This is a genomic window from Aurantiacibacter sediminis, from assembly GCF_016019885.1.
Taxonomy (GTDB): domain Bacteria; phylum Pseudomonadota; class Alphaproteobacteria; order Sphingomonadales; family Sphingomonadaceae; genus Alteraurantiacibacter; species Alteraurantiacibacter sediminis.
Window position 1 is genome coordinate 289,992 of record NZ_JAEANY010000001.1, and the last position, 12,748, is coordinate 302,739.

At 59.5% G+C, this 12,748-nt stretch carries 12 protein-coding genes and 1 pseudogene; 5 read left to right on the forward strand and 8 right to left on the reverse strand.

Annotated features, from left to right (window positions below):
- Window position 1: 1 nt before the first annotated feature.
- The gene (locus I5L03_RS01515; RefSeq protein WP_197919942.1) at window positions 2-1,267 is read right to left on the reverse strand and encodes a nucleotide sugar dehydrogenase; all 1,266 of its coding nucleotides are present in this window, start codon (window positions 1,265-1,267) and stop codon (window positions 2-4) included.
- Between the two features lie 109 nt (window positions 1,268-1,376).
- Between I5L03_RS01515 and gmd the strand changes: the two genes are divergently transcribed.
- Both gmd and fcl read left to right on the forward strand, forming a co-directional pair.
- On the forward strand, window positions 1,377-2,444 hold the full coding sequence (gmd, locus tag I5L03_RS01520) for a GDP-mannose 4,6-dehydratase (protein WP_197919943.1): 1,068 nt from the start codon (window positions 1,377-1,379) through the stop codon (window positions 2,442-2,444).
- Complete coding sequence (gene fcl / locus I5L03_RS01525) at window positions 2,444-3,382, forward strand: GDP-L-fucose synthase (protein WP_197919944.1); 939 nt, start codon at window positions 2,444-2,446, stop codon at window positions 3,380-3,382. The genes gmd and fcl overlap by 1 nt, the downstream gene beginning before the upstream one ends.
- A gap of 9 nt (window positions 3,383-3,391) precedes the next feature.
- Here the strand turns inward: fcl and I5L03_RS01530 are convergent, their stop codons facing one another.
- From I5L03_RS01530 to I5L03_RS01550, 5 genes are all read right to left on the reverse strand, one after another.
- Complete coding sequence (locus I5L03_RS01530) at window positions 3,392-4,870, reverse strand: exopolysaccharide biosynthesis polyprenyl glycosylphosphotransferase (protein ID WP_234034983.1); 1,479 nt, start codon at window positions 4,868-4,870, stop codon at window positions 3,392-3,394.
- A 119-nt stretch (window positions 4,871-4,989) separates the two neighbouring features.
- Window positions 4,990-6,024 (reverse strand): DNA polymerase III subunit delta, encoded by a 1,035-nt coding sequence (gene holA / locus I5L03_RS01535; RefSeq protein ID WP_197919945.1) that lies wholly within the window; start codon window positions 6,022-6,024, stop codon window positions 4,990-4,992.
- Complete coding sequence (gene lptE / locus I5L03_RS01540) at window positions 6,021-6,518, reverse strand: LPS assembly lipoprotein LptE (RefSeq protein WP_197920677.1); 498 nt, start codon at window positions 6,516-6,518, stop codon at window positions 6,021-6,023. Before lptE ends, holA begins: the two co-directional genes overlap by 4 nt.
- The gene (gene leuS, locus I5L03_RS01545; RefSeq protein WP_197919946.1) at window positions 6,518-9,148 is read right to left on the reverse strand and encodes a leucine--tRNA ligase; all 2,631 of its coding nucleotides are present in this window, start codon (window positions 9,146-9,148) and stop codon (window positions 6,518-6,520) included. Before leuS ends, lptE begins: the two co-directional genes overlap by 1 nt.
- A gap of 19 nt (window positions 9,149-9,167) precedes the next feature.
- Window positions 9,168-9,635, reverse strand: a complete 468-nt coding sequence (locus I5L03_RS01550) for a DUF3576 domain-containing protein (protein ID WP_197919947.1) — start codon at window positions 9,633-9,635, stop codon at window positions 9,168-9,170.
- Window positions 9,636-9,969: 334 nt separating this feature from the next.
- Between I5L03_RS01550 and I5L03_RS01555 the strand changes: the two genes are divergently transcribed.
- Together I5L03_RS01555 and phbB are read left to right on the forward strand one after the other, a co-directional pair.
- A complete protein-coding gene (locus tag I5L03_RS01555; RefSeq protein ID WP_197919948.1) occupies window positions 9,970-10,734 on the forward strand; it encodes a hypothetical protein in 765 nt (254 codons plus the stop codon).
- A gap of 143 nt (window positions 10,735-10,877) precedes the next feature.
- Window positions 10,878-11,600 (forward strand): acetoacetyl-CoA reductase, encoded by a 723-nt coding sequence (gene phbB / locus I5L03_RS01560; RefSeq protein WP_197919949.1) that lies wholly within the window; start codon window positions 10,878-10,880, stop codon window positions 11,598-11,600.
- Window positions 11,601-11,649: 49 nt separating this feature from the next.
- Here the strand turns inward: phbB and I5L03_RS01565 are convergent.
- A pseudogene (locus tag I5L03_RS01565) lies at window positions 11,650-11,841 on the reverse strand (DUF4019 domain-containing protein); the annotation flags it as partial.
- A gap of 15 nt (window positions 11,842-11,856) precedes the next feature.
- Window positions 11,857-12,405 carry a helix-turn-helix domain-containing protein gene (locus I5L03_RS01570; RefSeq protein ID WP_197919950.1) on the reverse strand — a complete coding sequence of 183 codons (549 nt, stop codon included), beginning with the start codon at window positions 12,403-12,405 and terminating at the stop codon, window positions 11,857-11,859.
- 83 nt (window positions 12,406-12,488) lie between these two features.
- On the opposite strand from I5L03_RS01570, the gene I5L03_RS01575 reads away from it, so the two are divergent.
- Entirely contained in the window at window positions 12,489-12,737 is a 249-nt protein-coding gene (locus tag I5L03_RS01575) for a ribbon-helix-helix domain-containing protein (RefSeq protein WP_197919951.1), read from the forward strand.
- Window positions 12,738-12,748: the final 11 nt, after the last annotated feature.

Below are 12,748 nucleotides of genomic sequence, written 5' to 3' on the forward strand. Positions count from 1 at the left end.
GTCAGGCAATGCGGCTGATGTCGAGGATATCTGCGGCCTGCAAGTCAAGCGTCTCGATAAGCGAATTCGTTGCGATGACACGCGCGTAATCGCGCTTTTGTGCAGTCTCCCGATCGACCAGTAAGCTCTCCATCGTGGGCAGCAAAGCCGCCGCGTAGCCGAGATTCTGTCCGACCAATTGGCTCGGCTCCACGCCCGGATCATAAATGTCGAGATCGAAGCCTGCATCGAGCAGCTTGCGCGCCATGTCGACTGCCGGACTTTCGCGCAGGTCATCGGTTTCACGCTTAAAGGCGAGGCCGACGAGCAACAGCTTCGCGCCTTTCTCCAGACCCTGCGTCGCTGCCAAAAACTGATGATGCTTGTGCGCTTCATTGGATCGAAGCAGCGCGTCCACAAGATGCGTGTGGGCCCCGACATCACTCGCCATATGCTGCAGGGCGCGCACATCCTTGGGCAGGCAGGATCCGCCAAAGGCAGCGCCCGGCCGCGTGTAATGGGCGGAAATATTGAGTTTTGTATCTGCAGCGAAAATTTGGTGGACCTGCGCGGCGGAGATATCGAGTTGTTCGCAGACCCGGCCGATTTCATTTGCAAAAGCGACTTTCACCGCGTGCCAGCTATTATCGACGAACTTGGTCAATTCTGCTTCGCGCAAGCCGACGCGAAAGACTGGCGCATCGATGCCCTCATGGAGATTTTCCATCGCAGCATTTGGCGCACCATCTCGCGTGCCGATGACGATCTTCGGTGGATCGAAATAGTCGGCAATCGCGCTCGCCTCGCGGAGAAACTCCGGATTGTAGACCAGCGACACCAATCGCGCGCAGTCGTCTCCCAGGGCTGCCTCGAAAACTGGCTGGATCAGCTGATCCATGGAGCCGGGGCGCATGGTCGATCGATATGCCACCGTCAGTGGCGCAGTCCGGGCAGAATTGATCGCCGCAGCGATATTGCGCGTGACCTGCAGAATGTGGCTCATGTCGTGTGCGCCATCTGCCGCGCTCGGCGTTCCGACACACACGATTGCCAAATCACACTCTGCAAGCGCGGTGCCGATATCCGCCTGAGCGCTTAGCAGGCCATCCGCACGCGCCTTTGCGATCAAGGCCTCCAGTCCCGGCTCTTTCACCGGACTGCGCCCTGCATTGATGGCCGCAACCTTGCTGTCATTGATGTCGATACCGACCACGCTATGGCCCTGCGATGCGATGCATCCCGCGGCTGTGCCGCCAACATAACCAAGGCCAAAAATGACGGTATTCATTTCAGTTCATTGGCTTTCCTATTGCATTGCACCAAGTCGCCGCTTGCATAATCGCAGGCGATAGGCTTTTGACCCCCTGAATTCAATCAAGCGGCTGGAAGACCCGAAAATGACCAAAGCGAAGACTGCACTGATCACCGGTGTGACCGGACAGGATGGCGCCTATCTGTCGCACCTGCTGCTCGAAAAGGGCTACGAAGTGCACGGCGTAAAGCGCCGTTCGTCGAGCTTCAATACCGGGCGGATCGAGGATATTTATCAAGACCCGCATGTCGATAATCAGAAGTTCCACCTGCATTATGGCGATCTGACAGACAGCACGAACCTGATCCGAATCGTGCAGGAAGTGCAGCCGGACGAGATTTACAACCTCGCCGCGCAGAGCCACGTCGCGGTCAGCTTCGAAACGCCGGAATATACGGCCAATGCCGATGCTATCGGCACGTTACGCCTCTTGGAGGCGATCCGCATTCTCAAGCTTGAAGAAAAGACCAGGTTCTATCAGGCGTCCACATCGGAGCTTTACGGCCTCGTGCAGGAAGTGCCGCAAAGCGAGACCACGCCTTTCTACCCGCGCAGCCCCTATGCTGCCGCCAAGCTTTACGCCTACTGGATCACGGTGAACTACCGCGAAGCTTATGGCATTCACGCGAGCAACGGCATCCTGTTCAACCATGAAAGTCCGCTGCGCGGCGAAACATTCGTAACCCGCAAGATCACTCGCGCGGCTGCGGCGATTGCTCTGGGCCGTCAGGACAAGCTCTATCTCGGCAATCTGGATGCCCAGCGCGATTGGGGCCACGCCCGCGAATATGTGCGCGGCATGTGGATGATGATGCAGCAAGAGCAGGCCGACGATTACGTGCTCGCCACCGGCGTCACTACTCCGGTACGCGAATTCGTTCGCTGGGCATTTGAGGACGCTGGCATTCCTATCGAATTCCGCGGGGAAGGCGTTGAGGAAAAGGGCTATGCCAAGGATGACGGCCGCTGCCTGATCGAAGTCGACCCGCGCTATTTTCGCCCGACCGAGGTGGAATTGCTGCTTGGCGATCCGACAAAGGCGCAGGAAAAGCTCGGCTGGAAGCACGAAACATCACCACGCGAACTGGCGCGTGAAATGCTGCTGGCCGATATGGAAATCATGAAAGCCGAACCGATCGCAGGCGGCGACTGATGTCTTACGATCTTGCTGGCAAGCGCGCGTATGTCGCGGGGCACAAGGGTATGGTCGGATCGGCCATCGTCCGGCGGCTGGAAAGCGAAGGCTGCACCGTCCTGACCAGTGAACGCAGCACAGATCTGCGCGAACAATCCGCCGTGCGCGAATGGTTTGCCGATAACCAGCCAGACGCCGTTGTGGTCGCTGCAGCGAAAGTCGGCGGCATTTTCGCGAACGACACCTATCCGGCCGAATTCCTCTACGACAACCTCATGATCGAGGCGAATTTGATCGAGGCTGCCTATCGCAATGGCGTAGAGAAGCTGCTGTTTCTCGGCTCGTCCTGCATCTACCCGAAGATGGCACCCCAGCCGATTCCGGAGGACGCATTGCTGACCGGCCCGCTGGAGCCGACCAATGAGTGGTATGCCGTGGCCAAGATCGCCGGTATCAAGCTGTGCCAGGCCTATCGCAAGCAATATGGCGTCGATTTTATCAGCGCCATGCCGACCAATCTCTATGGGCCCGGCGACAATTTCGATCTCGCCAACAGCCACGTGCTGCCAGCCCTCATTCGCAAGGCGCATGAGGCGAAGGAGGCGAGCGCGGATTCGATTGAAATCTGGGGCACGGGCTCACCGCGCCGCGAATTCCTGCATGTCGATGATCTGGCCGATGGTGCTGTTTTCCTGCTGAAGAAATATTCGGGCGAGGAACATGTCAATCTTGGCTCTGGCACGGATCTGCCAATCATCGAGCTTGCGCAAATGGTGTGCGATGTCGTCGGATTTGACGGCAGCATCACAAAGGATACCAGCAAGCCCGATGGCACGCCGCGCAAGCTGATGAGCGGAGACAAGATCGCCGCCATGGGCTGGAAGCCGAAGATCGAACTGCGCGAAGGGATCGCCGATGCCTATCGCGCCTTTCTGGCTGGCGAAGGCAAGCAGTAAAGCTGCGCGCTAAAAGGCGCGTTCGTGGGTAATCACGCGCAGCGTTGCGGCGAGTATGGCGATATCCTGCCACAGGCTCCAGCGCTGCATATATTCCAAGTCTGCCAGTAGCCGGTTGCTCAGCTGCGTTTCTGTATCGGTCGCACCCCGGTGCCCGCGCACTTGCGCCAGGCCGGTGATGCCCGGACGCAAGCCGTGGCGTTGCCAGTAATTGCGATCGACTTCCCAGAAAAGCTTGCTGCCGGCCTTCGATCCAAGCGCATGCGGGCGCGGGCCGACGAGGCTCATGTCGCCTTTCAGCACGTTAATGAGCTGCGGCAATTCGTCGATACTGGTGCGACGGATGAAGCGTCCGATGCGTGTCACCCGCTCGTCTTCAAGCAGTGTCGATTGCGCACCGCTATCATCGCTCTCGCGCATTGAGCGGAATTTCAGGATCGCAAAAAAGCGGTTGCCGCGGCCTACGCGTTTCTGGATGAAGAAGACAGGTCCGCCATCCTCCAGCTTGATCAGCAATGCGACAATCAACATTAGCGGCGCGGCGACCAGCAAGACAAGGCCTGACACAGCGACGTCAAACAGCCGCTTGGCAACGCGCGCCCGTATTCCCAGCTGCCCCGACGACACTTTGAGCGCTGAAACTCCAGCAGCGTCATAATGCACTACACCTACCGCTCCGATTTCGCGCGGCAATTGATGCGTCACCTCGCCATCGATGCCCGAGCCTTTCAGCACCTGCGCCCAAGCCGCGCGCTCCTCTGCCGGGCAGCTTACAACCACTTCATCCATATTACGCAGATATTTGCTCAGCCGATCGAGAGCGCGTGGATCATCCAGCGTTGGAACAAGGCCATGCTCGCGAGCATCCACATGAATGGCATGGGGCAAGGTAAGCTCCGGCCCGCCAGCGTGGATGACCATTTTGTTGAGCGAAGTCGGTCCCCATTTACGGGAAAGTACGCGCGACACGCCAAAACGCATGGCGGTCATCAGGACCGCAGTCGTGACGAGGCCCAGTGCGAAGACCATGCGCGAAAATTCCGCATTGCTCTTGGCGAAAAAGGCCAGGAGATTGACCAGGGCAGCGGCGACTATCAGCGCGGTAATTGCCCGGAATGCACTCGTCTGCCAATTGGTCAGCGCGCGACGCGAATAGGTGCCATTATACAAGGCGACCGTCAGGTAAACCGGCAGGATGACATAGGCCGAGATCATGCCCCCTTCGAGCAGCGCCCAATTGGTCACCGTGCCGAAGTAGAGAACTGAATCAGCGAAAAAAGCACCGAGCAGGATTGCGACATCGCCGAGGAGAAGCGCCAAATAAGCTCGCAGCCGCTTGCGCTCCAGCGAAGGCAGGAGCCCGTTGCGCGGCGCCGGTGGCAGCTTTGCGGGTGTAGTGCTGTCCAAGTGCTCACGCGGACCGGCATCATCAACGGAAGAAAAATCCGCCTCTGCCTTGTCCTCCAGTAATGCCACTTGATCGATCAATGGCCTCACGCCCAAATAGTTACCGCTACATACGCAATACCACGTAATTGCTTGCAGATATTTGTATGACCGGCGCGCACAAGCAGACTGGCGCGAATTTGCACCGTTACAACCGCTTTTCAGCGGCGCGCGGCTGCGTATCGGGCGATTTGGGTGAGCTCGCGGGCGAGTAGAAGTTCTGCCGTCTGGCTGTTGGCGAGCAGCGAACGATGCAGATCGGCAAGGCGCGGCACAAGGCGCTCCAGCCTGCCGCCATTCCACCGCATCAGCTGATCGCCAACTTCGCGATGCTCTTTAAAGAACACCCCGTTCATCTTCAGGAATTGCTTCATATCGTCCCCCCGTCGCAGCTTGGGTGACAGCACGGCGAGTTGCGCGGCACGCCGTTCCAGCGCCAGCGCCACGCCGACAGGGTTGAGCGAGACTTCGCGCATTCGCGTGAGCTCTCCCGGCAATTTGGACAGCTCTCCGCTCAGCGCAGCATTGACTAGCGGCATGAAGCCGTCCTCTTCCGCGCTCGCGCCGATGTCGTTGAATGCCGAGAGATCCGCGCGCTTGGGCGTCTGCAGGGAGGCGTCGAGATAGAGCGCTAGCTTGTCGACTTCGGACTGGGCGAGGCGGACATCGAGATTGGCGGCACGGGCAATGGTTTCGGCAAGCGAGCCGTCGAGCCGCAAGCCCACGGCATCCGCCATCGCCCGCACATCGGCTGTCACGGAGCGCAAATCTGGCGGGTAGAAAATCGCCACCAGCGCATCTTCACGCTTCAACAACAGTTTCGCGCTGCGCGATTTGTCGGTTGCGGATGTGGCGACGATGAAAATCGGCCAGCCATCAGTCACCTCGCCGCGATCGACCAACTCGCACCAGCTCGCCATTGCATCATGCGCTTCCTCTCCCGAAACGCGCGCCAGGATATGGCGTGAGTCGCCGAAAAGCGATGTCGAGCGCGCTTCATCGACGAGGCGGGAGGGATCGGATTTGAGGTCAGCGCCGGAAATGTCGACGCGTTCACCCGCGTCGGGCAGTTCGGCAATCAGCTTGGCAATCGCAGCAGAGGCGCCTGCCTCATCCTGCCCGCAGAAGAAGAATAGGCGACACCGTTCGCCTGCCCGCTTGGCAGCCTGGGCGTAATCGCGCTGGGTGGCCTTCACTGGTCCTGTTCGCGCAAGACGCGCGTCAGGCGGACCACGATCTGGTCGGCAACTTCTTTCGACAAATTTTCGAGCGCAGTTTGCTCTGCAGCGATGGTTGCATATTCGCTGCTCACCACATCGATCCCGGCATCGGACCCGGCGGTGGCATCGACAAGAATTGCGCCTGTCGCGATATCGACCAGCTGGTAGCGCGCGCGCAGCGTGCGGCGCTGGCGGCCAATCGTATCGTCTGTCAGCAGGCCGAGCCCTTCAAGCCGGTCATCGAGCAGCACATCGAGCCTGTATTGCGCGCTGCCATTGGCCGAGCCGCTGCGATAGAGCCGGTCTTCAAGCGCATTGCGCACTAGCCAGCCTTCCTGGCCCTCAATCGGCGCGACTTCGATATTGGCAAGTCCCTGCGCCACCACACCTTGACTGCCACCGGCATAGATCGGCTGCAGGCCGCAGCCAGACAGCAGCGCAAGAGCGGCAAGCGAGGCGAGCAGCCGCATCATGTGACGATATTCACCAGCCTGTCAGGCACCACGATCACTTTCCGAATGTCCGCACCATCGATCGAACGCTGGACCTTCTCGCTCGCGAGCGCAAGCGCCTCCAGATCCTCTTTCGACGATCCCTTGGGAGCGGACAGCGTATCGCGTAGCTTGCCCTTGTGCTGAATGGCGATGGTGACTTCATCCTCGACCAGCAGCGCCGGATCGACTTCGGGCCAGGCCGCTTCGGCGACAAGACCCTTGCCGCCCATCTCCACCCAGCCCTCTTCGGAAAGATGCGGCATCATGGGGGAGGCCATCAGCAACAAAGAGCGGATCGCATGACTGCGACTATCCGAAGGTGCAGCCTTTTCCGCCGCGCTGGTCAGCTCGTACAGCCGCGCCACAGCCTTGTTGAAAGCCAGCGCTTCGATATCTTCGGCAACGGCAGCAATCGTCTGGTGTGTTTTGCGAGCAAGATCCTTGTCCTCGCCGCTCGCGTTCTCCTCATATTGGCCGAACAGCCGCCACAGGCGCTGGACGAAGCGGCCGCAGCCCTCGATGCCTGCCTCGGACCACGGCAAGTCACGCTCTGGCGGGCTGTCGGACAGCATGAACCAGCGCACTGCATCGGCGCCGTAATCGCGGATGATGTCTTCCGGGTCGACGACATTCTTCTTCGACTTGGACATCTTGATGACCTTGCCGATATTGAGCTCGAGATCAGAGTCTAGAAAGTATGCTTTCTCGCTAACTTTCCGAACCTGCGACGGGTTCACGTAATGCATCGGATCACCGGGCCGTGCAGGTCGAGGTAAGACCTCTACATTGTCCGAAATAGCGAAGAATTTTCCGTGTTTGTGGCCAACGTTTTCCGGCACACGAATGACTCTGCCGTCCAAGGAAGTGAAATTAAACGGGAGAGTGTAAACCTCATGCGTGACCATGCCCTGCGTGAAGAGCGAACCGAACGGCTCCTTCACATCCAGCAGGCCGACATGCGCCAGCGCGCGCGTCCAGAAGCGGGCGTAGAGCAGGTGCAGGATCGCATGCTCGATCCCGCCGATATATTGATCCACCGGCAGCCATTTGGCGACTTCCGCCGCATCGAAGGGCTTGTCACCCGGCTGGCTGGCGAAGCGCAGGAAGTACCAGCTGGAATTGACGAATGTGTCGAGCGTATCGGTTTCACGTTCCGCCGCTCCGCCGCATTTCGGACATGTCGTGTCCTTCCATGTCGGGTGGCGAAGCAAGGGATTGCCCGGCTGTTCGAAAGAGACATCGTCCGGCAGTTTCACCGGAAGCTGGTCTTTGGGCACGGGAACCACGCCGCAATCCGCACAGTGAATGAAGGGGATCGGCGTGCCCCAATAGCGCTGGCGCGAAACGCCCCAATCGCGCAGGCGCCAAACCGTCGTGCCCACGCCCCAGTCGCCTTTTTCGGCGCGGGCAATGACTTCGGCCTTGGCATCCTCAACGCTCATCCCGTCGAGGAAATCGGAATTGACGAGCACACCTTCGCCCGCCTCGGCTTCGCCATCGAATGGCTTTGCCGCTTCATCGACTGAAGGCGCAACAACGCGCGGGATCGGAAGGCCGTATTTGGTCGCAAATTCGAAGTCGCGCTGGTCATGCCCCGGCACCGCCATGATGGCCCCGGTGCCGTAATCCATCAGCACGAAGTTGGCGATGTAGAGCGGCAATTCTGCGCCGGTGAAGGGATGGCGTGCGGTGATGCCTGTGTCGAAGCCCAGCTTCTCCGCCGTCTCCAGCTCCGCAGCGGTGGTGCCGCCTTTCTTGCAGAGCGCAATGAAATCGCGAGCTTCTTCGTTGTCGAGCGATTGCGCGACCGGATGGTCGGCCGCCACGGCCACAAAGCTCGCGCCAAAGATCGTGTCGGGGCGCGTCGTGTAAACGGGCAACTTTTGGCCGTTCGAAAGGTCGAACGCGAATTCGAGACCCTGCGACTTGCCGATCCAGTTTTCCTGCATCGTGCGGACCTTTTGCGGCCAGTCGTCCAGACCCTGAACGCCTTCCAGCAGGTCTTCGGCAAACTGCGTGATTTTCAGGAACCACTGGTTGAGCTTGCGTTTCTCGACCTCTGCGCCCGAGCGCCAGCCCTTACCGTCGATCACCTGCTCATTGGCGAGCACCGTCATATCGACCGGATCCCAATTGACCTCGCTTTCCTTGCGATAGACGAGGCCGGCGTTAAACAGGTCGATAAACAGCGCCTGCTCGTGACCGTAATATTCGGGATCGCAGGTGGCGAATTCACGGGACCAGTCGAGAGCAAAGCCGAGCTGCTTGAGCTGGCCCTTCATTGTCTCGATATTCTGATAGGTCCAGCCGGCAGGATGGACGCCCTTTTCCATCGCAGCGTTTTCCGCCGGCATGCCAAAAGCGTCCCACCCCATCGGGTGCAGCACTTCACGCCCTTGCATCTTGCGATAACGCGCCAGCACATCGCCCATCGTGTAATTGCGCACATGGCCGATATGGATGCGCCCGCTGGGATAGGGGAACATCTCCAGCACATAGCTTTTGGGCTTGTCCGAATTGCTATCCGCTTCAAAGCAGCGGGCTTCATCCCACGCAGCCTGCCAGCGCCCGTCAGCGACTGACGGATCGAATCTCTCGTTACTCATGAAGAGTCCCTAGCGGGAGTTACATCACAGTGGAACGGCGCAAATCGCGAGCGGTGGTGAGGATGATGTCTTCAAGGCGCTGAACCGTGGCAGCCTGCACCGGAGCATCGACCCACTGGCCACCTTGCATCACCTGCCGCGTGGCGTTTACGCGAAGCGCATCAGCCCGCAAGGTGGAATCGAGAATGGCGACCGAAACGCTCACTCGCTCATTCGGGCTGTTCGGGTTGGTGTACCAATCGGTGATCAGCACGCCGCCGGAACTATCGGCAGTGGTCAGCCGAGCGAAGGATAGCGTTTCTAGGCTGGCGCGCCAGAGATAGGAGTTCACGCCGATCGAGGTCGTCTGCGCAGCTGCCAAGTCCGTCCGCAGCCTTTCGTCATTACCACCACCGCATGCAGCAAGGCCGAACGTAGCGAGGCCAAGCAGCGCGGCACCAGCCACGCGGCGTTTCTGGGCGAAGGGGCGGAAAGAGGTCTGTGGCATTATCTGTCCTGTAAAGCGCGTTTGCGAGCGAAAACCCAATGAGCAAAACTCGGCAAGTGACGCCTCTATACAAGCCCCATGGGGCGCGGCAAGGCGAAGCGTCACAATTGCGTGCAAATGGGCGGTCAGGCCGTGAATGAGGGCTTAATGCGCGGAAATTGCGCAAGCGCGCGTTTGTGTGGTCGCTGCAACACTTTGCCAAAAGCGGTTCTGCATGCTGCGCAAATAGTGGAAAACCCGCAATGGAAGGCCTAACACACCGACTCGGAACCAAGTTGAGAGACGACTCGTTCATTCAGCGCGAGTCCATCGCAAACAGGGAATAATGGGCGCCATGAAACGGCAAGGCACATCACTGGCAGGAAAGCTGACGCTGGCCGCGTCTGCTGCTGCATTTGCCATTGCGCTGCCCAGTTCGGTGCTCGCCATCGGCCTGCTGAACGGCGAAAGCGTCGCCGCTCCCAATGCTTCCGCTCACATCGCCTTTACGCCTGCTGCTGCCGATCCGGCGGTTGCAGAGATGATGGCACGCAACAGCCAGGGCCAGGCGCGGATGATGCGCTTCACGCCCGCTGGGGCCACCGGCAACAATGCGGAGCGCGCAGTGACCGTCGCCGTTCGTGTCGACCAGGAAACGGCACAAGCACTCGCTGCCAGCACCAGCATCGCCGGCGCGCGGGAAAGCGACAACATGCCTTCCAGCCTGCAGGTCGCGCCAACTCGCTACAATCTCGGCATTGCTCGCGGGTTCAGCAATTTCGCACCTGCAACCAACAGCCGTTCGCCTGAACTGTCCAGCGCGCTTTCGAGCGCAAACATCCCGGACATTTCCGATTTCTCGCCGCGCACCACTTCGCGCGATGAGCCGAGCCGCTTTGCAGCGCGCGTCGCAATGGAAGAGAGCACGAACCGCCGGCAGGACGCGCGTGCATCTGTCGGCGATCAATTGCTTGACCTTGGCGGCAGCTATCGTCTGACCAATAATCTCGACATCACCGCCGGCGTTAGGCTGGAGCAGGATCGCGACATCATGCCGCTTCCCGATGTTGAGCAGCAGGACAGCCAAGCGGTCTATATCGGCACGCAATTGCGCTTCTGACCGGTCGCTCGACCTCGCGAACACCAGACATAAGTATGCAAAGCCCCGCTGCGGCGGGGTTTTTCTTTGCGCATCGTCGGCATCCTGCCTTAGAAGGCAGCCCACAATAAAAAGACTCAAAACAAAAAGATGGAGAATGATGCATGGGTAAGGTTGCAGTAGTCACCGGCGGGACCCGCGGCATTGGCCGCGCTATTTGCGAATCGCTGAAGGAGGACGGGTTCACCGTTGTCGCCAGCTATGCGGGCAATGATGATGCCGCGCGCAAATTTACCGATGAAACGGGGACTGCGACCTACAAGTTCGACGTGGGCGACCACGAAGCGACCATCGCGGCCTGCAACAAAATCACCGAAGAAGTCGGCCCGATCGATGTGGTGGTGAATAACGCTGGCATTACCCGCGACGGCACGCTGATGCGCATGAGCCTGCAGGATTGGGAAGACGTGATGCGCACCAATCTAGGCGGCTGTTTCAACATGGCCAAGGCCGCGTTCGAAGGCATGAAAGAACGCAAATGGGGCCGCATCATCAATATCGGTTCAATCAACGGCCAAGCAGGTCAGTATGGTCAGGTGAATTATGCCGCGGCCAAGTCCGGCATTCATGGCTTCACCAAGGCGCTGGCGCAGGAGGGCGCGCGCTACGGCATTACCGTCAACGCCATCGCGCCGGGCTATATCGACACGGACATGGTTGCTGCCGTGCCGGAGAATGTGCTCGAAAAGATCGTCGCAAAAATTCCGGTCGGCCGCCTTGGCCAAGCCAGCGAAATCGCCCGTGGTGTAAGTTTCCTCGCGTCGGAAAACGGCGCTTTCATCACCGGCTCGACGCTGTCGATCAATGGCGGCCAGCACATGTATTGATCGCTGCTGAGCGGGAGGCGCATTCGATGCGCACCTCCCGCTCGCGCGGCTAATCGATGTAATAGCTGGTGACTTTCCAACCGCCCGCTTCGGGTGAGAGGCTCACCGCCTCAAGCTGAGTATTGCCATTCGCGAATTCAGTCCGGAACATGATGATTCGGAAGCCGCCTTCGCCATCATCGACAAAGCGCGAATTGAGATATTCGCGTGACGCGATGTCTCCGAAGGCTTCGCGGTTCCTGTCTACCTGAGCCTGCTAATCCGCAAGGCTGTTATTTTCGCGGAAATACTCCCCTGCGACTTCATGGCTGGCCGTCCAGTCGTACCTATCGACGATGGTGAGCCACTCACGCGCGGCTTCTTCGACGCTGGTATCGCGCGCGACTAGAACGGCCTCGTAACTTTGGTCCGATTCGCTCTGAGCCGCGGGTTGCGCGAGGACGGCAAGAAATATTGCTGCAGCAATCATGGCAAGCACTCCTATGATCCAGACACCGCGCCCTGTGCGCGGCGTTTCTGTGTCTTTCGATTGCTCGCCATCGTCCGCGTCGCGCCCTTCCCACGCATCCCCCAAATTCTTGTCTCCAAGAAATTTCGGGTCCCTCGCCTCCTGCTCATAAAGCAGCCGGGCGGCTTCCTTGCTGCTGGTCACATCGAGCTTGCGCCGGGCATGCCTCAATCGCTCATTCACAGTGTGGACCGATAGCTGCAATTCGCCAGCCATGGATTTGGCGTCATGACCGCGCAGCAACAGGCGCAGCGTCTCGCGCTCCTTCTCGGTCAGCGATGCAAAGCCCGAAGCCATGCGGCAAGGATATCAGCAGAGCCGCATTCAGATACCCCAAAAAAATCGTAGCGCGGTCGCCTGTTGCCACCTAAATCCCCGCCATGAGCGATATCTACCACCCGCCCATAAAGCGTTCGGTCGAGATTGCCGGACACAAGACATCGATCAGTCTGGAGCCGCTTTTTTGGGATATCCTGAACGAAGTCGCTCAGCGCGAGGCGCTACCGCTCAACGCAGTGATCGCACAGATCGATGCAGAGCGGCTGGAAGCGGATACGCCGCCCGGGCTGGCGACCGCCGTGCGCCTGTGGCTCGTCGCCGACTTGCTGAGCCCGCCGGGCGAAGAGTAGGCGCAGCCCGC